The organism is Pseudomonas sp. FG36 (assembly GCF_057809275.1).
This window is the reverse complement of the sequence record NZ_JBMDJQ010000006.1, coordinates 162,762-183,415: the sequence shown is the minus strand read 5'-3', so window position 1 is coordinate 183,415 and position 20,654 is coordinate 162,762. Positions and strand designations below refer to the sequence as shown.

Here is a 20,654-nt window from a genome sequence, read left to right as displayed (position 1 = left end):
CCCCCCCCCCCCCCCCCCCCCCCCCCCCCCCCCCCCCCCCCCCCCCCCCCCCGCCGCTCCCACAAGAGGCACGGGCCCGGTCGGCGTATTACAGGTCGCCGTATCCCAGCGAGCGCAGGGCGCGCTCGTCATCGGACCAGCCGCCTTTGACCTTGACCCAAAGGTTGAGCATGACCTTGGAGTCGAACAGCACTTCCATGTCCTTGCGCGCCTCGGAGCCGATGCGCTTGATACGCTCGCCCTTGTCGCCAATGATGATCTTCTTCTGGCCGTCACGTTCAACCAGGATCAGCGCATGGATGTGCAGCACATGGCCCTGCTGCTTGAACTCCTCGATCTCCACGGTGATCTGGTACGGCAGCTCGGCACCGAGCTGACGCATGATCTTCTCGCGCACCAGCTCGGCGGCGAGGAAGCGGCTGCTACGGTCGGTGATCTGGTCTTCCGGGAAGAAGTGATCGTTCTCGGGCAGGTGCTTGGCGATCTGTGCTTCCAGCGCTTCGAGGTTGTGCCCCTGCTGCGCGGAAATCGGCATCACCTCGGCGTTCGGCAGTTGCTCTTGCAGCCACTGCAGGTGCGGAATCAGTTCGGCCTTCTCTTCCATCCGGTCGGTTTTGTTGACCGCGATGATCAGCGGGCCGGTCACGTACTGCACGCGCTCCAGCACCAACTGGTCTTCGTCGGTCCACTTGGTGCGGTCGACCACGAAGATCACCACGTCGACGTCCTTCAGGGCCGCCGAGGCGTTGCGGTTCATGTAGCGGTTCAGCGCCTTGTCGTTGGCCTTGTGCATGCCGGGGGTGTCGACGTAGATCGCCTGCACGTCACCCTCGGTCTTGATGCCGAGCATGTTGTGGCGGGTGGTCTGCGGCTTGCGCGAGGTGATCGCCAGCTTCTGGCCGAGGATATGGTTGAGCAGCGTGGACTTGCCCACGTTGGGGCGACCGACGATGGCCACATAGCCGCAACGGGTCGAAGTATTCTCAGTCATTGCCATTCTCCACGCCCAGGGCGATCAATGCGGCGGCGGCGGCGACCTGCTCGGCGATACGCCGGCTCACGCCCTGGCCGCGGCTTTTCTTGTTCAGCAGGACCACTTCGCATTCAACGAAGAAGGTCCGGCAGTGCGGTTCGCCCTGGATATTCACCACTTCGTAACGTGGCAACTCGCAGGCACGCGACTGCAGGAACTCCTGCAGGCGCGTCTTGGGGTCCTTGTTGGTGTCGACCAGGGTCAGGCCATCGAACTCGTCGGTCAGCCAGGCGAGGATTCGCTCGCGCGCGGTCTGCATGTCGGCGTCCTGGTAGATCGCACCGATCAGGGCCTCGAGGGCGTCGGCAAGAATCGACTCGCGACGGAAACCACCGCTTTTCAACTCACCCGAGCCCAGGCGCAGGTATTCGCCCAGGTCGAAGCCGCGGGCCAGCCGCGCAAGGGTCTCGCCCTTGACCAGGCGGGCGCGAAGACGCGACAACTGGCCTTCACGCGCCTGCGGGAAGCGCTCGAACAGTGCCTCGCCGACCACGAAGTTGAGGATGGCATCGCCAAGGAACTCCAGGCGCTCGTTATTGCGCCCGGCGTAGCTGCGATGGGTCAGGGCCAGCAGCATCTGGTCCTGGTTCTTGAAGGTGTAGCCGAGCTTGCGCTCCAGGCGTGCAAGGGAACCACTCATGGGGCCACCCCGGCAATGTTCAACGCGTTGTTCAAATCAACATCCTGAAAGACGGTTTGACTGTGGTCAGACGCCGGCAACGGCGAAAGCCTCGTTCCCTGAGAACACAGCCTATGTCAGAAATGCAATCGGCGCCGTCCGTGGACAGCGCCGTCGTTACTCAATGGATCAGCCCGACCCGCGACAGGTTCGGGAAGTGGCTGAGTTTCGGCTCTGGCCAGCTCATCCAGACCGCGAAGGCCTTGCCGACGATGTTCCGGTCCGGAACCATGCCGTGCAGTTCCTTGGGAATGTTCGGATCATCCCAGAAACGGCTGTCGTTGGAGTTGTCGCGGTTGTCACCCATCATGAAGTAGTGACCGGCCGGCACGGTCCATTGCTGGTCCGGCGGCATGCGATAGCGGGTCATTTCCTTGCGGATCAGGTGCTCGGCTTCACCGAGCTTCTCCTTGTACAGCTCGGCGCTGCCCAGGGTGCCCGGCTCGCTGCCGACCAGTTGCTCGGCAATCGCCTGGCCATTGACGAACAGGCGCTTGTCGGCGGTGTAGCGGATCACGTCGCCCGGCAGGCCAACCACACGCTTGATGTAGTTGACGTTGGGGTCGCTCGGGTAGCGGAACACCATCACATCCCCGCGCTGCGGATCACCCACCTCGATGACCTTCTTGTCGACCACCGGCAGGCGAATGCCGTAGGAGAACTTGTTCACCAGGATGAAGTCGCCCACTTCCAGCGTCGGCTTCATCGACCCCGACGGGATCTGGAACGGCTCGACCAGGAACGAGCGCAGCACCAGCACGATGAACAGCACCGGGAAGAACGACTTGCCGTACTCAACCAGCAACGGCTCCTTGTTCAGGCGTTCGACCACGGCCATTTCGGGCTGGCTGACGCTGCCCTGGTAGTTGGCGATCGCCGCCCGCCGGCGCGGGGCCAGGAACAGCAGGTCGATCAGACCCAACAGACCGCAGACGGCAACGGCGATGACGAGCAACAGCGGGAAATTTAGCGACATAGGACCTAGCTATCCAACCTGAGCACAGCGAGGAAGGCTTCCTGTGGAATCTCCACGTTACCCACCTGCTTCATGCGTTTCTTACCGGCCTTCTGCTTCTCCAGCAGCTTCTTCTTACGGCTGACGTCACCACCGTAGCACTTAGCCAGTACGTTCTTTCTGAGCGCCTTGACGGTTGTCCGCGCAATGATCTGGCCGCCGATAGCTGCCTGGATCGCCACGTCGAACATCTGCCGAGGGATCAGTTCCTTCATCTTTTCGGTCAACGCACGGCCTTTGTAGGCGGCGTTGTCGCGGTGCACGATCAGGGCCAGGGCATCGACCTTGTCGCCGTTGATCAGCACGTCCAGCTTGACCAGGTTGGCCGACTGGTAGCGGTCGAAATGGTAGTCCAGCGACGCGTAGCCGCGGCTGGTGGACTTGAGCCGGTCGAAGAAGTCCAGGACCACTTCGTTCATCGGCATGTCGTAGCGCACCTGCACCTGGCTGCCGAGGAACTGCATGTCGCGCTGCACGCCCCGCTTCTCGATGCACAGGGTGATGACGTTACCCAGGTGCTCCTGCGGAACCAGGATGGTCGCGGTGACGATCGGCTCGCGGAAGTCGGTGACGGACGAGACGTCCGGCAGCTTCGATGGGTTGTCGACGACGATGGTCTCGCCGGTCTTGAGCTCGAGCTCGTAGATCACGCTTGGCGCGGTGGTGATCAGGTCCAGGTCGTATTCGCGCTCCAGGCGCTCCTGGATGATCTCCATGTGCAGCATGCCGAGGAAGCCGCAACGGAAGCCGAAGCCCAGGGCATCGGAGCTTTCCGGCATGTATTGCAGCGACGAGTCGTTCAGGGTCAGCTTCTGCAGTGCGTCGCGGAAGTCCTCGAAATCGTCGGAGCTGACCGGGAACAGGCCCGCGTAAACCTGCGGCTGGATCTTCTTGAAGCCCGCCAGCATTTCGACTTCCGGGGTGCTGGACAGGGTCAGGGTATCGCCCACCGGCGCGCCGTGAATGTCCTTGATGCTGGCGATGATGAAGCCCACTTCACCGGCTTTCAGATCGGCGGTCTGGGTGTGTTTCGGGGTGAACACGCCGACGCTGTCGACCAGGTGCACCTTGCCGGTGGACTTGACCAGGATCTTGTCGCCTTTCTTGACGCGGCCCTGGCGCACACGCACCAGCGAGACCACGCCCAGGTAGTTGTCGAACCAGGAGTCGATGATCAGTGCCTGCAGCGGGGCGTCGATCTCACCGGTCGGCGCGGGGATGGTGTGCACCAGGCGCTCGAGCACCTCGTCGACGCCCATGCCGCTCTTGGCGCTGCAAGCCACGGCGTCGGTGGCGTCAATACCGATGATCTTCTCGATCTCGTCCTTGACGCGGTCCGGGTCAGCCTGGGGCAGGTCCATCTTGTTCAGCACGGGCATGACTTCCAGGCCCTGCTCGATGGCGGTGTAGCAGTTGGCCACCGACTGCGCCTCGACGCCCTGGCCGGCATCGACCACCAGCAGCGCGCCCTCGCACGCCGCCAGCGAGCGCGAGACTTCATAGGTGAAGTCGACGTGGCCGGGGGTGTCGATGAAGTTCAGTTGGTAGGTTTTACCATCCTGTGCCTTGTAGTGCAGCGTGACGCTGTGGGCCTTGATGGTGATACCGCGTTCGCGCTCAAGGTCCATGGAGTCGAGGACCTGGGCTTCCATTTCGCGCGCCGACAGGCCACCGCACATCTGGATGAAACGGTCGGCCAGCGTCGACTTGCCATGGTCGATGTGGGCGATGATGGAGAAATTGCGGATATGACTCAAATCACTCACGGGTCAACACTCGAAAAGGCTGCGAGCCGGACGCCCGCCGAAAAATAGCCGGGAATTGTACCTCAAGCGACGGGCCATCGCCATGCCCGCTCGTTGCCTGGGTGTGACCTGATATTTTTGCCAGTATCGCGAAGGAGGAAAGGAGACATAGCTTCGAAGCTCCCACACTTGCGAGATAACGGCAATGGCAACGCACTATATGCTCGACGATGAATTCAACGGGAGCGGGATAGCAGATCTCCCGATGTATGACAACTCTACTGACCGATATGTAATTGATCTCGTTCGCCACGGTCATAAGTTACTGGCAGCAGCCGCGACAGAAAAGACACAGGAAGACTTATCGCTTACCCATTACTACGCGGTCACTCGCTTTCACGACAACGGAAGCATTGACACGACATTCGGAAAACCCGGGGACGACGGCGTCGTATTCGGGCTATTCAAAGCCAGCAGTGATTCTGGCTGTGTATCAATTGCCACAGATGGTAAAGACCGCTCGTTAATCTGGATGCTTGGCTGGAGCAGTGAGCGAAGAGACTCCCCGAAAAGATTGCTCATCGCCAAATTTAACGAGGATGCAAACGCAGATCCATACCAGCGCTACCTTCCCCAACCACCCAACTCGAGCTTGCAAGTAGAGCCGTCAGAATGGAGAGAAGAACCTGAAACGACTCCTCAGTTACAGAGCGGCCAATCAAATCTACTCATACACGAAGACTACCTTGTTGCAACTGCAAACTTTGAACACCTAGAAACTCCACCCCGTCTCTACCGTCAAAATTTCGAAGGCGACCCTGGGTTCGGTACATCGCACTTTATCGAAATCACCCATCCAGACGGCAAAGTCACTCTTACCGGACTGACCATCAGCAAAGGGGCACTGCTGATCTGCGGCTACATAACCAATACCGAAGCCACGGAAAGCGGCTTCATCGCACGCTACCGGACTGACGGAACGCTGGACACCACATTTGGCAAGAACGGCACCCTCACCTTCCAGATCAAAGATGGATACAAACGCGAGGATGTGTGCAATACGAGAGCACAGCAGCTATGCGTTCGCTCCTCCGGGGAGATATTGGTAGTTGGCAGTCGCCGAAACGGGCTGACCGTCGTACCCGATGGCTGGGCCTGGCAACTCACGGAAGAAGGGAAAGCAGACGATAAGTTCAACGCCGGTAAACCGCAGATTACAAAACGCGATGATGGCGGAGTCGAATGGAGGGCAGGTTTGATCGAGCAGGACGGCGGAGCTATCGTTTTTGGTACCGGTTTGTATAGAGACTTGCACTTGCAGCGTTATGACAGCACTGGGAAGGCTGATCCTCTTGCGACCCCTCCGAATGAAATCAGGTATGCAACCCAAAAGATGATTTCATTCGAGGAAAACTCCAAGATACTGCTTGCAGCCAACACTAGCGGTATCGATGGATACACTGGCCGAGTGATTCGTCTTTTAAAGAATTCGACAAATCAGCTAATCTAATCGGAATCGATCCACAACCCATAAAGTGCAAGCTTGCGCCCGAGGGCCTTATGAAAATTTGATGAAAAAGGGCAGCCGAAGCTGCCCTTTTCCTACCGTTCATCCAGCTTATTCAGCCAGCTTGAAGGTGATGAAGCTGGCACGCCCCTGGCGCAGCACGCGCATGGACACCGAACGGTTCTTCGGCAGTTCCTTGGCAATTTCGGTGAACTGCTTGGCCGAGGCAATGGCCTGGTTGTTCAGGTGGCTGATCACATCGCCCGGGCGCAGGCCGATCATGGCCGCCGGACCATCCTGGACTTCCTTGATGACCACCCCGCCCTTGAGTTCGAGCGACTTTTTCTGCTCGGCGCTCAGGTCGGCGACAGAGACGCCCAGGCGGTTGCTGCTGCGTTCGGCACTGCCATCGGCACCGCCGCCCATGCCGATGTCGGCGTCATCCTCGGGCAATGCACCGATGGTGACATCCAGGTTCTGGCGCTTGCCATTGCGGATGATCTCGAGCTTGGCTTTCTCGCCATCCTTCAGGCTGCCCACCAGGTGCGGCAGGTCGGCGGACATGATGATCGGCTGGCCATTCATGCTCAGGATCACGTCGCCCACCTGCAGGCCGCCCTTGGCCGCCGGGCCGTTTTCCAGGACCTGGGCCACCAGGGCGCCGGCCGGCTTGTCCAGGCCGAACGACTCGGCCAGGTCCTTGTTGACCTCCTGGATCACCACGCCCAGCCAGCCGCGGCTGACCTTGCCGTCTTTCTTCAGCTGGTTCGACACATCGATCGCCACGTCGATCGGGATGGCGAACGACAGGCCCATGAAGCCGCCGGAACGGGTGAAGATCTGCGAGTTGATGCCCACCACTTCGCCCTTCATGTTGAACAACGGGCCACCGGAGTTGCCCGGGTTGATGGCCACGTCGGTCTGGATGAACGGCACGTAGGTATCGTTGGGCAGCGTGCGGCCCTTGGCGCTGACGATACCCTTGGTCACCGAGTGGTCGAAGCCGAATGGCGAACCGATGGCCAACACCCATTCACCGACCTTGAGCTTTTCCGAATCACCCAGTTTGACAGTCGGCAGGTTCTTGCCGTCGACCTTGAGCAAGGCCACGTCGGTGCGTGGGTCGGTGCCTACCAGCTTGGCCTGCAGCTCGCTGCGGTCGGACAGGCGGACGATGATCTCGTCGGCGTCGGCTACCACGTGATTGTTGGTCAGCACGTAGCCGTCGTTGGAAATGATGAAGCCCGACCCCAGCGACTGCGCCTCACGCTGGCGATCACCGCGCGGCGAACGCGGCTGCTGCGGCATGTTGCGTTCGAAGAACTCACGGAACATCGGCGGCAGGCCTTCCAGGTCCGGCATCTGCCCGGCGGCCACGCGGCGATCCGGCAGCTTCTGCTTGGTACTGATGTTGACCACCGCCGGCGAGGCCTGCTCGACCAGGGTGGTGAAGTCCGGCAGGGACTCCTCGGCCTGGGCGCTGAGCACCTGGCCGAGCATCAGCACGGCAGCGAACATCGATAGGTAGGTTTTCAAGCGTGGTATTGACATACGGCTCCCGTCACAACGAGCGTAGTTAGCAGTAAGGTTCCCGCAGACGCAGGAAAGGCCAGACTCCGAGAAGCCTGACCTATAGAAAATTTGCGGCAGGATTGCAAATGACAATGCCTTAATTTCATGTCAGCTCTATGTAACAAGAGCTGTCAGGGCACTGTGCCGTCATTGACGCGCCTGGGCATCCTGGGCCCGCATCGACAAGGCGACACGCTCGGCAGTGCCCAGCGGAATCTCGCCGACCACCGTGACCATCACCTTGCCCTTGGGCGTGGTCAGACGCCGCGACACTGCGACGGTGGGGCCGAGCTGGGCACGGGTATCGATACCGGACTCGTTGCCGATCGGCTCGAGGAACACCGAAAAACGGGCCAGGCCATCGTCATACATCAGGCTGCTGACGGTACTCTTGCGCTCGGGGTCGCGTCGTACCGAGCTGTTGACCAGCTCGAAACCCGGCGGCAGCCAGTCGGAGCGCCACCCGGCAACGCTTTCGGAGGTGCCGGAGGCAACCTGCTCGACCGGACGGCAGGCAGCGCCGGCGCTGAGGTCGGCGTCGGTCGGCACGTCGTCGGTGTCGAGGCGGGTCATCTGGAAGCGCTCAAGCAACTGGCCCTTGTCGTTGAGCATCAACGAGCGCAAGGGCAGGCCGGTACGGCGATCCAGATGCAGTTCGAAAGCATAGCGATGCTGGTCACGGGGGGTGAGCGAGACAACCACGGCGTCGCGCCCGGCAACGCGTGACTTGCCTGCCACGCTCAGGTCATACCAGCTCATCAGTTTCAGAGGATCGAGCACCCGCGCGGCATTGTCCGGCGGGGCGCTCACACTACTGACCAGGTTGCCACTGACGCACTGCACCTTGCCGTCGACCCGCACGATTTCCTGGGCCGAGCCGTCGAGCTGCAACAGGCGCTCGCTGACCTTGCCATCCTGGACGCGATGCCAGATATCGTGGGATGAGAAGCTGCCGTTACGTTCGTAGACGAAGGAACCCTGGTAACTCTGCTGTTGCTCGGCCCTTGCCAGTTTGTTCAGCCACTCGCTCGCCTCGGGCGAGGAATTGGCGGCCAGGGCCTGCACCGTCAGGCTGCTGCCAAGCAGCAGCGACAGGAGAGGTAGCGCGCGCATGATCCTCCTTACTTAGCGGTTTTCCAGGCTGGCGGCGCGGGCGTAAGGCAGCGCGGTTTCGTTGCCCTTCAGCGCGGACTCCTGGGCGTGCTGGCGCAGGTAGCCTGGCAGGCGTTGATCCCAGCCGGCCTGGTTCTGCAGCACGCCGTTGGCCATAGGCCCGGTCGGTTGCTCGTTGCCTTCACTATAGCCTGCCAATACGGCCGGGCCTTGCACCTGCGGCATGCTCAGGCCTTGCTGGGCTGGCTGCTGGGCGGCCAACTGGGCGCCGCTGATCTCGTCCTGGTTGTAGAAACGCACGCCGGCGAGCACGGCAACGGTCACCGAAGCGGCCACGGCCAGGCGGCCGATGCTGCGCCACGGGCCCTGCTTGACCTTGGCCGGCACGGCCTCGTCGGCCAGCGCCGCGGAAACCGCCGAGGCGATGTCCAGCTTGGGCATCAGCAGTTCCTTGTGCATGGCTGCACGGGCGACCTGGTAACGCGACCAGGTGGCACGGGTTTCGGCATCGTCGACGGCGTTCAGCACGCGACGCAGTTCCAGTTCGTCCGCTTCGTTATCCATCACCGCGGACAGCGATTCCTGCAAAGCTTCACGACTCATGGCGGTTCCTCTCTTGGCTGTCGCCGCTGTCTCAGGTTTCCTGCAACAAAGGTTGCAGGGCTTTGTCTATGGCCTCCCGAGCGCGGAAAATTCGAGAGCGCACGGTACCCACCGGACATTGCATGACACTGGCAATGTCTTCGTAACTCAGTCCATCGAACTCGCGCAGGGTCAGCGCCGTACGCAAATCTTCCGGCAGTTGCTGGATGGTTCGATGGACGGTGCCTTCGATTTCATCCCGCAACAACGCGCGCTCTGGGGACTCGAGATCCTTGAGACCATGATCGCCGTCGTAAAACTCCGCATCCTCGGAGCTCACATCGCTGTCTGGTGGCCGTCTTCCACGGGATACCAGGTAGTTCTTCGCCGTGTTGATGGCGATGCGGTACAGCCAGGTATAGAACGCACTGTCACCGCGAAAATTCCCAAGCGCACGGTATGCCTTGATGAAGGCTTCCTGCGCCACGTCCTGCGCTTCATGGGTGTCGTGTACGAAACGCACGATCAACCCGAGAATCTTGTGCTGATACTTCAGCACCAACAGATCGAACGCTCGCCTGTCGCCACGCTGCACGCGCTCGACAAGCTGCTGATCCTCTTCCTGGGTTAGCATGAACACTCCTCAGTGATCTCGAAGGAGCGTTGCAACAGCCATCGTTCAGGCTTGCAACCATAGACTCGGGCTTTTCGCAAAAGTTCTCCCCTCCAAGCAAGTTTCCTGCGGCCCTTGGTCGGCTCGCACGGAAGACGCAACGCGGTCACGGCCGGCTGCGTCGATAATCAGTTTTCGTTACGCAGGTGCCAGCCCAGAACAGGGCCGGCGCCTTGCGTCGCCGCATCAATCTGTGACGTACGGGCAGCCTGTATAGGATTTCCAGGGGTATCGGAAAGTTCCCACAAAGATCGCCACCCACCCGCAAGTGCCATTGGAAATCAGGCGCCCGGGGCTGCTATAAAGGCACCCCGACCCGGTTTCACGATAGTTTCACAATGCCATCGGCGCCCGACTATTGTGCCGTGCCCCCTCCAAAGATTACTAGTGTCCCGACATGAGCCAACAATTCCAACATGATGTCCTGGTGATCGGTAGCGGTGCCGCCGGTCTCAGCCTGGCACTGAACCTTCCCGGCCACCTGCGCATTGCCGTGCTGAGCAAGGGCGACCTGGCCAACGGCTCGACCTTCTGGGCCCAGGGCGGTGTCGCCGCGGTGCTCGATGACACCGATACCGTGCAGTCGCATGTCGAGGACACGCTCAACGCCGGTGGCGGCCTGTGCCATGAAGACGCCGTGCGCTTCACCGTCGAGCACAGCCGCGAAGCCATCCAGTGGCTGATCGAGCAAGGCGTGCCCTTTACCCGCGACGAGCACTACAGCGTCGACGACGGCGGTTTCGAGTTCCACCTGACCCGCGAAGGCGGCCATAGCCACCGGCGCATCATCCATGCCGCCGACGCCACCGGCGCCGCGATCTTCACCACCTTGCTGGAGCAGGCGCGCAAGCGGCCGAACATCCAGTTGCTGGAACAACGCGTGGCCGTCGACCTGATCACCGAGCGGCGCCTGGGCCTGGACGGAGATCGCTGCCTGGGCGCCTACGTCCTGGACCGCAACACCGGTGAGGTGGACACCTTCGGCGCTCGCTTCACCGTGCTGGCCACCGGCGGCGCGGCCAAGGTCTACCTCTATACCAGCAATCCCGACGGTGCTTGCGGCGACGGCATCGCCATGGCCTGGCGCGCTGGCTGCCGGGTGGCGAACCTTGAGTTCAACCAGTTCCACCCGACCTGCCTGTACCATCCGCAGGCCAAGAGCTTCCTGATCACCGAGGCCCTGCGCGGCGAGGGTGCGCTGCTGCGCCTGCCCAACGGCGAGCGCTTCATGCCGCGCTTCGACCCACGTGAAGAGCTGGCGCCACGGGATATCGTCGCCCGTGCCATCGACCACGAAATGAAGCGCCTCGGGGTCGACTGCGTCTACCTGGACATCAGCCACAAGCCGGCCGACTTCATCAAGAGCCATTTCCCCACCGTGTACGAGCGCTGCCTGACCTTCGGCATCGATATCACCCGCCAGCCGATCCCGGTGGTGCCTGCGGCCCACTACACCTGTGGCGGGGTAATGATCGACGAGCATGGCCACAGCGACGTGCCCGGCCTGTACGCCATCGGCGAAACCAGCTTCACCGGCCTGCATGGCGCCAACCGCATGGCCAGCAACTCGCTGCTCGAATGCTTCGTCTACGGCCGCGCCGCCGCCGCCGACATCGAGGCGCGCCTGGACCAGGTCGCCATGCCCCGCGCCCTGCCCTGCTGGGATGCCAGCCAGGTCACCGATTCGGACGAGGACGTGATCATCGCGCACAACTGGGACGAACTGCGGCGCTTCATGTGGGACTATGTCGGCATCGTGCGCACCAGCAAGCGCCTGCAACGGGCCGAGCACCGGGTGCGCATGCTGCTGGACGAAATCGACGAGTTCTACAGCAACTACAAGGTCAGCCGTGACCTGATCGAGCTGCGCAACCTGGCGCAGGTGGCCGAGCTGATGATCCGCTCGGCCATGCAACGCAAGGAAAGCCGTGGCCTGCATTACACCCTGGATTATCCGGGGATGCTGCCTGAGGCCAGGGACACGATCCTGGTGCCACCGAACCACGAGTAAGGCCTGGACAGGCGTGGGAGCGCGCTAGCCCGCTCCCACGAACCGCCATCAAACCAGTGCTGGATCGATCACCAGCACCAGCTTCCCGGAAACCTGGTTGCTTGCCAGCTCCGCATACGCAGCTTCGGCAAATTCGACCGGATAGGTATCGACCAGCTGTGGCGACAGTCGTCCCTCGGTGAACAACGGCCAAACCTGCTGGCGCAATTCGCGCAACAATTCGGCCTTGAACCCGTCATCACGGTTGCGCAGCGTGGAGCCGGTGATTTCCAGACGCTTGCCCAGCACCAACGCCAAGTCCAGCTCGACCTTGCGCCCGCCCATCAGACCAATGATCACCCAACGCCCGTCACGGGCCAGCAGTTGGAGATTGAGCGGCGCATAGCTGGCGCCCACCGGGTCCAGGATCACATCGAATGGACCGAACTGCTCGAGGTCATCGAGGTTGCCATTGCGCACCACGCCGCCTGCAGCCCCCAGCGACTCACAGTAGGCCAGGCGCTCCGGCGAGCCGACGCTGACCCACACCGGGTTGCCGAATGCCTTGCACAGCTGGATGGCCGCCGAGCCCACGCCACTGGCTCCGGCATGCACCAGTACCTTCTCGCCAGCCTTCAATGCCCCCAGCTGGAAGATGTTCAGCCAGGCCGTGGCATACACCTCGGGGATCGCAGCGGCCTCGTGCAGGCTCAGCCCTTCGGGCACCGGCAGCACATGACGGGCGTCGACCACCACCTCCTCGGCCATGCCGCCACCGGCGAGCAATGCACAGACCCGGTCACCCACACGCCAATCGGCACCAGCCCCGACTTCCTCGACGACACCGGCGCATTCCAGGCCCATATAAGGGCTGGCACCAGGAGGCGGCGGGTACAGCCCCGCACGCTGCAGCAGGTCGGCGCGGTTCAGGCCCGCGGCGGCCACACGGATACGTACCTGCCCGGCATCGCAGGCCGGGCGCTCGGCCTCGACCCACGCCACATGTCCGTCAACGCCTTGCAATGCCTTCACAGTGCCTCCATAGTTGAATCATATGACCGAGCCTGGGCACGCCAAGTCCCAGGCTTTTTGCAGTATGCGTCCGGCTCCGATGGAACCGGCGAACGGATAAGACGGCCTACTATGCGTGATCAATTGCCTCCACGTCGAATCAGCATGAAGCATTTCCTCCCCAGCACCGCCCTCGCCCTCATGATCGGCCTGGGCAGCCTCACGCTCGGTGGCAATGCGGCCGCCGCCAACAAGTGGGACAGCCTGCAGCCGGACCGCGACGAAGTGGTCGCCAGCCTCAACATTGTCGAGCTGCTCAAGCGCCACCACTACAGCAAGCCGCCGCTGGACGACGCCCGTTCGGTCATCATCTATGACAGCTACATCAAGCTGCTCGACCCTTCGCGCAGCTACTTCACTGCCGCCGATATCGCCGAATTCGACAAATGGAAGACCCAGTTCGACGACTTCCTGAAAAGCGGCAACCTCGAGCCGGGCTTCACCATCTACAAGCGCTACCTTGACCGCGTGAAATCGCGCCTGGACTTCGCCCTGGCGGAGCTGGCCAAGGGTGCCGACAAGATCGACTTCACGGTGAAGGAAGACCTGCTGGTCGACCGCAAGGACGCTCCGTGGATGAAGAACCAGGCCGAGCTCGACGACCTGTGGCGCAAGCGCGTCAAGGACGAAGTGCTACGTCAGAAGATCGCCGGCAAGGATCCCAAGCAGATCCAGGAAACCCTGACCAAGCGCTACAAGAACCAGCTGGCGCGCCTGGACCAGACCCGCGCGGAAGACATCTTCCAGGCCTACATCAACACCTTCGCCCAGTCCTACGACCCGCATACCAACTACCTGTCGCCGGACAACGCCGAGAACTTCGACATCAACATGAGCCTGTCGCTCGAAGGCATCGGCGCTGTGCTGCAGAGCGACAACGACCAGGTCAAGATCGTACGCCTGGTGCCGGCCGGCCCTGCCGCCAAGACCAAGCAGGTGGCACCGGCCGACAAGATCATCGGCGTCGCCCAGGGCAACAAGGAAATGGTCGACGTGGTCGGCTGGCGTCTTGACGAAGTGGTCAAGCTGATCCGCGGCCCGAAAGGCTCGGTGGTGCGCCTGGAGGTCATCCCGGCCAGCAACGCGCCGAACGACCAGACCAGCAAGATCGTCTCGATCACCCGCGAAGCGGTCAAGCTCGAGGAGCAGGCGGCGAAGAAGTCGGTGCTCAAGCTCAAGCAGGATGGCCGCGACTACAAGCTCGGCATCATCGAGATCCCGGCCTTCTATCTGGACTTCAAGGCCTACCGCGCTGGTGATCCGGATTACAAGAGCACCACCCGCGACGTGAAGAAGCTGCTCACCGAGCTGCAGAAAGAGAAAGTCGACGGCGTGGTCATCGACCTGCGCAACAACGGTGGCGGCTCGCTGCAGGAGGCCACCGAGCTGACCAGCCTGTTCATCGAGAAGGGCCCGACCGTGCTGGTGCGCAACAGCGACGGACGCGTCGACGTGCTCGAGGACGAGAACCCCGGCGCCTTCTACAAAGGCCCGCTGGCACTGCTGGTCAACCGCCTGTCGGCGTCCGCCTCGGAGATTTTCGCCGGCGCCATGCAGGACTACCACCGTGCGCTGATCATCGGTGGCCAGACCTTCGGCAAAGGCACCGTGCAGACCATCCAGCCGCTCAACCATGGCGAACTCAAGCTGACGCTGGCCAAGTTCTACCGGGTCTCCGGGCAGAGCACCCAGCATCAGGGCGTGCTGCCGGACATCGCCTACCCGTCGATCATCGACACCAAGGAAATCGGCGAAAGCGCGCTGCCTGAAGCCATGCCGTGGGACACCATCCGTCCAGTGGTCAAGCCTGCCTCCGATCCGTTCAAGCCGTTCCTGACCCAGCTCAAGGCGCAGCATGAAGCGCGCAGCGACAAGGATGCCGAGTTCGTCTACATCCGCGACCGCCTGGCACTGACCCAGAAGCTGATGAACGAGAAGACCGTCAGCCTCAACGAGCAGCAACGCCGCGCCCGTCACGACGAGATCGAGGCCAAGCAACTGGCGCTGGAGAACATCCGGCGCAAGGCCAAGGGCGAAGAGCCGCTCAAGGAACTCAAGAAAGAGGACGAGGACGCCCTGCCTGCCGAGCCGGACGACACCAAGCCCGAGGACGATGCCTACCTGTCCGAGACCGGTCGCATCCTGCTCGACTACCTGAGCCTCAGCACCTCGGTTGCCAAGCACTGAAGTGATGGCAAAATAATGTGAGCTGTCATCAAACAGTCACTGGACTGTCGTGAAATGGAAGGGCCGAACGTGCAAGCGTCCGGCCCTTTTCAATTCAGGAAGCAGTCCATGACCGTCACCGAACAGCTCAGCGCATTGAGTGCCATCCTGGCTCAACGCAGCATCCACTGTCTGTTCCAACCCATCGTCTGCCTCTCCGAACGGCGCATCCTTGGCTATGAGGCCCTGAGCCGCGGCCCCTCCAACAGCCCTTTGCACTCGCCCCTGAACCTGTTCGCCATCGCCCGCCAGGCCGGTCGCCTGGGTGAACTGGAGGTGCTGTGCCGGGAAACCGCCTGCCGACGCTTCAGCGAGCTGAACCTTGCGGGCCAGCTGTTTCTCAACGTCTCGCCCGAGTCCCTGGTGGAACCCAACTACCCTTCCGGGCGCACCCTGCAGATGCTCGAACAGGTCGGCCTGCCCCCCAGCCGGGTGGTCATCGAACTGACCGAGCAGACGCCCACCGAAGACTTCCAGCTGCTGTACAACGCCCTGCACCACTACCGCGACATGGGTTTTTCCATCGCCCTGGATGACTTGGGTGCCGGTTACTCGAGCCTGCGCCTGTGGTCGGAACTGCGCCCCGACTATGTGAAGATCGACCGCCATTTCATCGATGGTATCCACCTGGACCCACTCAAGCGTGAGTTCGTCGGTTCGATCCTGCAGATCGCACGCGCTTCGCGCGCCCAGGTGATCGCCGAAGGCATCGAACTGGCCGAGGAACTGGCCATACTGGGCGACATGGGCGTGGATCTGGTCCAGGGCTACCTGCTGGGGCGCCCCCAGGAGTTTCCCCCAGGCGACAGCCTCGGCCTGCTGCCCCCGGCGCCGGATACCGCCGTGGCGCTGGACGAGGACAGCAGCGATCTCAGCGCCCTGCTCATCCTGCAACCCTCGGTCACGCGCGATACCCCCATCCAGCAGGTGCTCGAGGCGTTCCACCGCCAGGCCAACCTCAATTCGCTCGCGGTGCTGGATGAGCGTGGCAAACCCTGTGGCATCGTCCACCGCCATTCACTTGCCGACGCCCTGCTCAAGCCTTTTGGTACCGACCTGTTCGCCCGCAAGCCAATCAGCCGGTTGATGAGCCAGGACTTTCTCGCCGTCGAGCGCAGCCAGTCGCTGCAGCAGGTCAGCCGGCTGCTTACCAGCCGCGCCCGCCAGCGTATCGAGGAAGATTTCATCATCACCCAGAGTGGGCGTTACCTGGGCCTGGGGCGAGTGATCGACGTACTCAAGCTGATCACCGAACAGAAGATCCAGCAGGCCAGGCACGCCAACCCACTCACCCTGCTGCCCGGCAACGTACCCATCCAGCAGTGCCTGGCGCGCCTGCTGCTGCAACGGCGCGAGGCCGCCGTATGCTACGTGGACATCGACAACTTCAAACCCTTCAACGATATCTATGGCTATGCCCGTGGCGACGAAGTGCTGTTGTGCCTGGCGCAGTGCCTGAGCGACTGCGTCGACCCAAGCAGGGATTTCGTCGGCCATATCGGTGGGGATGATTTCATGCTGGTACTGGGATCGGCAGACTGGCGAGCGCGCCTTGAACTGCTGCTGGAGGCCTTCGTCCGGCAATGTCGACGCTTCTATCGCGGTGAACACCTGGAGGCTGGCTGTTTTATTGCCCATAACCGTCAGGGTCAACGGGAAACCTTCGAACTGCTTTCGCTGTCGATCGGGGTGGTGTGGCTCGCGCCTGGAAGCTGCGCAGGGCTGGATGCCGGCCAGTTGGCCGAGCTCGCCTCACAGGCGAAAAGAAAGGCCAAGGAAACCGGCGGGGCGAGCCTGAGCCTGATCGATACGACGGTACTGGAGTAAACCCTGGCAGGCTCCAGCAACCGCTACCGCGTCAGGTAGCCCTCCCCCGGTTTCAGGCCTCTTCCGGGTAACGGTACTCGAACACCCGCACCACTTCCGAGGCATGCCAGGACGCCGCCTCCATACCGTCCACCGGCCCGGAAAACCGTCCCAGGCGCTCGACACACTCGAAAAACCCGGTGCGTGGCAGGCGGCTGGCGCCTTGGCTGATCACCAGCGAACTGCGCAGCGGCTGCTCGGCGCGGGCGTCGAGCACAGCCAGGTACTCAAGGGCCGCGGTCAAGGTCTGCATGGCCGGGCTGGGCAATTGCAAACGCTCGAGCAGTGCCCGGTAGGTCAGCAGATGGCGTTGCCGGCGGGCCAGGTCGAGCTCACTCAGCAGGCCCTGCCATTGCTGACGGCTGATCCTGACCTGGCTCATGACGGCTCGCTCCAGCCGGCCACGCCCAGGTGCCACGCCAGGCTGCGCAGAATGGCCGCGTCGGGGCGGCGCTCGCCAGACTCGATCATGGCCAGGTATGCCGGGCTGATGCCGACACTGCGGGCCAGCTGCTCCGGCGCCAGCCCCTTGGCCTGACGCAAGGACGCCAGCTCATCCAGTGAGGACAGGCTGGCGCTTGGTTGAGTACTGGCAACATTGCTGTCGGTGACGAGGGCGCTGGCCGGTGCCTGGCCTGCGGCCGCGAGCAACGCCTGATACTGCTCCCAGGGAACCACTGCGTACTCGGGCTGACCGTCCCGGCTGATGACCTGAATACCCATACAACCCCCTTGACGTTGGATTACGGCATGTAATCCGTAGGCATAACCCTTATGCCAATTATATTACCAACCTCGGGGGTCTGTGCGGAATCAGCTGCCAGGCCTTTCCAGGCGCAGCGCTTCGGCGGTATCCGGCAGCCGTTCGACCACGCGCAGCCGCTCCGGCGCCTGGCTGTCGCGCCAGGCCTTGAAGCGGCCCAGCTCATCAGCCACGGTCTTGAGCACCCAGCCCAGCACGGCGATGTCATCGAGCAGGCCGACACCCAGCAGCCAGTCGGGGATGGCATCCAGTGGGCTGACGAAGTAGAGCAGCCCGGCGACGATGGTCACCAGTGCCTTGGGGCTAACAGCGCGGTACTCGCCACGCCACCAGGCCAGGCAAAGCGCCTGCATCAGGCGCAGGTCCTCGCGCAGCTGGCCCAGCTTCGGCCCTTTGCGGGCCACTGCGAACAGCAATGCCGGCAGCCGGCCACGGCTGAGCAAGCGTTCGGCAAGGGGCAGGAAGCGGGCGAAATTCCAGGGTGCGCTCATGGGGCCTCCAGGGGAGCCGGAGGTTATCCACATTTATTGTGGATAACCTTGTGAACAGGGCGGCATTGACGCCGCGTGGTGCCCACCGGGCAAGGGCCGGGTACGAATCGGGCGTTTTTTACACAACCGTTTCAACCGCGCAAACGTTTTGCGACAAAGGTACCTGTATTCAGGCCGGGCACTGCTTGCGACAGTGAATGACGCCGACGGTTCGCGTCAAGCGCTGCTGAAAACGACGACGCCCCGTCGAAACGGGGCGTCTTCATGCAACACGACGGCTATTACTTGGCCGGTGCTTCGCCAGCCTTGGCCGGGTCTTTGATGGCCAGCAGTTCCAGGTCGAACACCAGGACCGAGTTGGCCGGAATCAGCGGGCTCGGGCTCTGGGCGCCGTAGGCCAGTTCGGCCGGGATGTACAGCTTGTACTTCTCGCCGACATGCATCAGTTGCAGGCCTTCGACCCAACCCGGGATCACGCCGCTGACCGGCAGGTCGATCGGGCTGCCGCGCTCGACGGAGCTGTCGAATACCTTGCCGTCGGTCAGCTTGCCCTCGTAGTGGACGGTGACGACGTCGGTCGGCTTGGGTTGCGGGCCATCGGCCTTCTTCACCACTTCATACTGCAGGCCCGAGGCGGTGGTGATCACGCCAGGTTTCTTGCCGTTTTCCTCGAGGAACTTCTTGCCGGCGGCGGCTGCTTCCTCGCTGGCCTTGGTCAGGCGTTCTTCGGCGCGCTTCTGCAAGGCGGTGAAGGCTTCGACCAGCTCTTCGTCCTTGATGCGCTGTTCCTTCTTGCCAACAGCGTCCTCGATGCCTTGGGCGACGGCTTTCGAGTCGAGGTCGTCCATGCCTTCCTGGGCCAGGCTCTTGCCCATGTTCAGGCCGATACCGTAGGAGGCCTTCTGTGCTGGGGTCTTCAGCTCGACGCTGCTGGTCTGGGCGTCGCAACCGGCGAGGACCAGGCCTACCAGGGCAACCGCGGCCGCCAAACGATGCTGTTTCATGTAATTTCCTTGTTCATGCGCCATGAGGGCAATCAGGGTAAAGCCGCGAGCTTAGCAGGCGGCCGCGACCAATGGCTACCGGCATAAGAGCGGGTTGGGGGCTGGAAGTTCCTGGGTGAAAGGTTGTTCATGGTCGCACAGGCAGCCTTTGGCCAGTATTAATGCTGTTTCATGAGTCGTAGCACGCTTTTGCAGGTGAGGCTCCAGTCTTGCAATTGCTGTCGCGGCCTATCGCCGGCAAGCCGGCTCCCACAGAAAACACCGCTGCCCTTTCAGGAACTGATTCAGGCGATCCCGACCTGATTGCGCCCGCTGTTCTTGGCCAGGTACAGCCCCTTGTCCGCCGCCGAGATCAGCTGTCGGCAATGGCTGCCGACACTCGGGGTCAGGGTCGCCAGGCCGATGCTCACGGTCAGGTGCGACGCCGCCTCGGGCACGGTATGGGCGATCTTCAGGCCCATGATGGTCTGGCGCAGTTTCTCGGCCACCAGGCGCGCGCCGCCGGGCGAGGTGTTGGGCAGCACCAGGGCGAACTCCTCGCCGCCATAACGCGCCGGCAGGTCGGTGGGGCGCGAGCAGCAGCCACGGATGGCCTCGGCCACCTGGCGCAGGGCCTCGTCGCCGGCCAGGTGGCCGAAACTGTCGTTGAACGCCTTGAAATAGTCGACATCGATCATCAGCAGCGACAACTGCTGCTGCTCGCGAATCGCCCGGCGCCATTCCAGCTCCAGGTATTCGTCGAAGTGACGGCGGTTGGACAACCCGGTCAGGCCGTCCGAGTTCATCAGCCGTTGCAGCATCAGGTTGGTGTCGAGCAACTGCTGCTGGCTCACGCGCAACGCGCGGTAGGCCTCGTCGCGCTGCAACAGGGTGAGGTAGGAGCGCGAGTGGTAGCGGATACGCGCCACCAGCTCGATGGTGTCGGGCAACTTGACCAGGTAGTCGTTGGCCCCGGCGGCGAAGGCCGCGCTCTTGACCAGCGGATCCTCCTTGGTCGACAGGACGATGATCGGAATGTCCTGGGTGGCCGGGTTGTTGCGGTATTCGCGCACCAGGGTCAGGCCATCGAGGCCCGGCATGATCAGGTCCTGGAGGATCACCGTGGGCTTGATGCGCATGGCCTGGGCCACCGCCTGGTGCGGATCGGCGCAGAAGTGGAAGTCGATGTTCTCTTCGTGGGCGAGGCCACGACGCACCGCTTCGCCGATCATGGCCTGATCGTCGACCAGCAGGACCATCGCCGCACTTTCGTTGATGGTCGTGAAACCTTCGATCGGTAGATCATTCATGCGTAATCACCCGTCCACTGCCGGCCACGCGGCGC

Annotated in this window: 18 protein-coding genes; 4 read left to right on the top strand and 14 right to left on the bottom strand. The window is 62.4% G+C overall.

Annotated features, from left to right (window positions below):
• Nucleotides 1–88: 88 nt before the first annotated feature.
• From era to lepA, 4 genes are all read right to left on the bottom strand, one after another.
• Nucleotides 89–991 (bottom strand): GTPase Era, encoded by a 903-nt coding sequence (gene era, locus ACODS9_RS07625; RefSeq protein WP_031315023.1) that lies wholly within the window; start codon nucleotides 989–991, stop codon nucleotides 89–91.
• The gene (gene rnc, locus ACODS9_RS07620; RefSeq protein ID WP_489093626.1) at nucleotides 984–1,673 is read right to left on the bottom strand and encodes a ribonuclease III; all 690 of its coding nucleotides are present in this window, start codon (nucleotides 1,671–1,673) and stop codon (nucleotides 984–986) included. Before rnc ends, era begins: the two co-directional genes overlap by 8 nt.
• A gap of 160 nt (nucleotides 1,674–1,833) precedes the next feature.
• Complete coding sequence (lepB, locus tag ACODS9_RS07615; RefSeq protein WP_401104413.1) at nucleotides 1,834–2,688, bottom strand: signal peptidase I; 855 nt, start codon at nucleotides 2,686–2,688, stop codon at nucleotides 1,834–1,836.
• 5 nt (nucleotides 2,689–2,693) lie between these two features.
• Nucleotides 2,694–4,493 (bottom strand): translation elongation factor 4, encoded by a 1,800-nt coding sequence (lepA, locus tag ACODS9_RS07610; RefSeq protein WP_038705563.1) that lies wholly within the window; start codon nucleotides 4,491–4,493, stop codon nucleotides 2,694–2,696.
• Nucleotides 4,494–4,677: 184 nt separating this feature from the next.
• On the opposite strand from lepA, the gene ACODS9_RS07605 reads away from it, so the two are divergent.
• Entirely contained in the window at nucleotides 4,678–5,982 is a 1,305-nt protein-coding gene (locus ACODS9_RS07605) for an NHL repeat-containing protein (protein ID WP_489093625.1), read from the top strand.
• A 108-nt stretch (nucleotides 5,983–6,090) separates the two neighbouring features.
• On the opposite strand, the gene ACODS9_RS07600 is transcribed toward ACODS9_RS07605, so the two are convergent.
• The 4 genes from ACODS9_RS07600 to rpoE all read right to left on the bottom strand — a co-directional run bounded on the left by ACODS9_RS07600 (nucleotide 6,091) and on the right by rpoE (nucleotide 9,880).
• A complete protein-coding gene (locus ACODS9_RS07600; protein ID WP_401105003.1) occupies nucleotides 6,091–7,497 on the bottom strand; it encodes a DegQ family serine endoprotease in 1,407 nt (468 codons plus the stop codon).
• Nucleotides 7,498–7,698: 201 nt separating this feature from the next.
• The gene (locus tag ACODS9_RS07595; protein WP_489093624.1) at nucleotides 7,699–8,664 is read right to left on the bottom strand and encodes a MucB/RseB C-terminal domain-containing protein; all 966 of its coding nucleotides are present in this window, start codon (nucleotides 8,662–8,664) and stop codon (nucleotides 7,699–7,701) included.
• 12 nt (nucleotides 8,665–8,676) lie between these two features.
• Nucleotides 8,677–9,267, bottom strand: a complete 591-nt coding sequence (locus tag ACODS9_RS07590) for a sigma-E factor negative regulatory protein (protein WP_489093623.1) — start codon at nucleotides 9,265–9,267, stop codon at nucleotides 8,677–8,679.
• 31 nt (nucleotides 9,268–9,298) lie between these two features.
• The gene (rpoE, locus tag ACODS9_RS07585; RefSeq protein WP_010220971.1) at nucleotides 9,299–9,880 is read right to left on the bottom strand and encodes an RNA polymerase sigma factor RpoE/AlgU; all 582 of its coding nucleotides are present in this window, start codon (nucleotides 9,878–9,880) and stop codon (nucleotides 9,299–9,301) included.
• A gap of 436 nt (nucleotides 9,881–10,316) precedes the next feature.
• On the opposite strand from rpoE, the gene nadB reads away from it, so the two are divergent.
• The gene (nadB, locus tag ACODS9_RS07580) at nucleotides 10,317–11,930 is read left to right on the top strand and encodes an L-aspartate oxidase (protein WP_046856844.1); all 1,614 of its coding nucleotides are present in this window, start codon (nucleotides 10,317–10,319) and stop codon (nucleotides 11,928–11,930) included.
• Between the two features lie 48 nt (nucleotides 11,931–11,978).
• Here nadB and ACODS9_RS07575 read toward each other — a convergent pair whose 3' ends face one another.
• Nucleotides 11,979–12,941 carry an NAD(P)H-quinone oxidoreductase gene (locus tag ACODS9_RS07575; RefSeq protein ID WP_401104429.1) on the bottom strand — a complete coding sequence of 321 codons (963 nt, stop codon included), beginning with the start codon at nucleotides 12,939–12,941 and terminating at the stop codon, nucleotides 11,979–11,981.
• Nucleotides 12,942–13,085: 144 nt separating this feature from the next.
• On the opposite strand from ACODS9_RS07575, the gene ACODS9_RS07570 reads away from it, so the two are divergent.
• Together ACODS9_RS07570 and ACODS9_RS07565 are read left to right on the top strand one after the other, a co-directional pair.
• The gene (locus tag ACODS9_RS07570; RefSeq protein WP_031314804.1) at nucleotides 13,086–15,167 is read left to right on the top strand and encodes a carboxy terminal-processing peptidase; all 2,082 of its coding nucleotides are present in this window, start codon (nucleotides 13,086–13,088) and stop codon (nucleotides 15,165–15,167) included.
• Nucleotides 15,168–15,275: 108 nt separating this feature from the next.
• Nucleotides 15,276–17,033 (top strand): bifunctional diguanylate cyclase/phosphodiesterase, encoded by a 1,758-nt coding sequence (locus ACODS9_RS07565; protein WP_489093622.1) that lies wholly within the window; start codon nucleotides 15,276–15,278, stop codon nucleotides 17,031–17,033.
• Nucleotides 17,034–17,085: 52 nt separating this feature from the next.
• Here ACODS9_RS07565 and ACODS9_RS07560 read toward each other — a convergent pair whose 3' ends face one another.
• The 5 genes from ACODS9_RS07560 to ACODS9_RS07540 form a co-directional block, all read right to left on the bottom strand.
• Entirely contained in the window at nucleotides 17,086–17,454 is a 369-nt protein-coding gene (locus tag ACODS9_RS07560; RefSeq protein ID WP_023629774.1) for a hypothetical protein, read from the bottom strand.
• Nucleotides 17,451–17,795 (bottom strand): helix-turn-helix domain-containing protein, encoded by a 345-nt coding sequence (locus ACODS9_RS07555; protein WP_489093621.1) that lies wholly within the window; start codon nucleotides 17,793–17,795, stop codon nucleotides 17,451–17,453. Before ACODS9_RS07555 ends, ACODS9_RS07560 begins: the two co-directional genes overlap by 4 nt.
• 90 nt (nucleotides 17,796–17,885) lie before the next feature.
• Complete coding sequence (locus ACODS9_RS07550; protein WP_023632316.1) at nucleotides 17,886–18,326, bottom strand: YkvA family protein; 441 nt, start codon at nucleotides 18,324–18,326, stop codon at nucleotides 17,886–17,888.
• A 281-nt stretch (nucleotides 18,327–18,607) separates the two neighbouring features.
• Nucleotides 18,608–19,330 (bottom strand): BamJ family beta-barrel-assembly machinery protein, encoded by a 723-nt coding sequence (bamJ, locus tag ACODS9_RS07545; protein WP_038705560.1) that lies wholly within the window; start codon nucleotides 19,328–19,330, stop codon nucleotides 18,608–18,610.
• Between the two features lie 284 nt (nucleotides 19,331–19,614).
• Nucleotides 19,615–20,619, bottom strand: a complete 1,005-nt coding sequence (locus tag ACODS9_RS07540) for a response regulator (protein ID WP_046856850.1) — start codon at nucleotides 20,617–20,619, stop codon at nucleotides 19,615–19,617.
• Nucleotides 20,620–20,654: the final 35 nt, after the last annotated feature.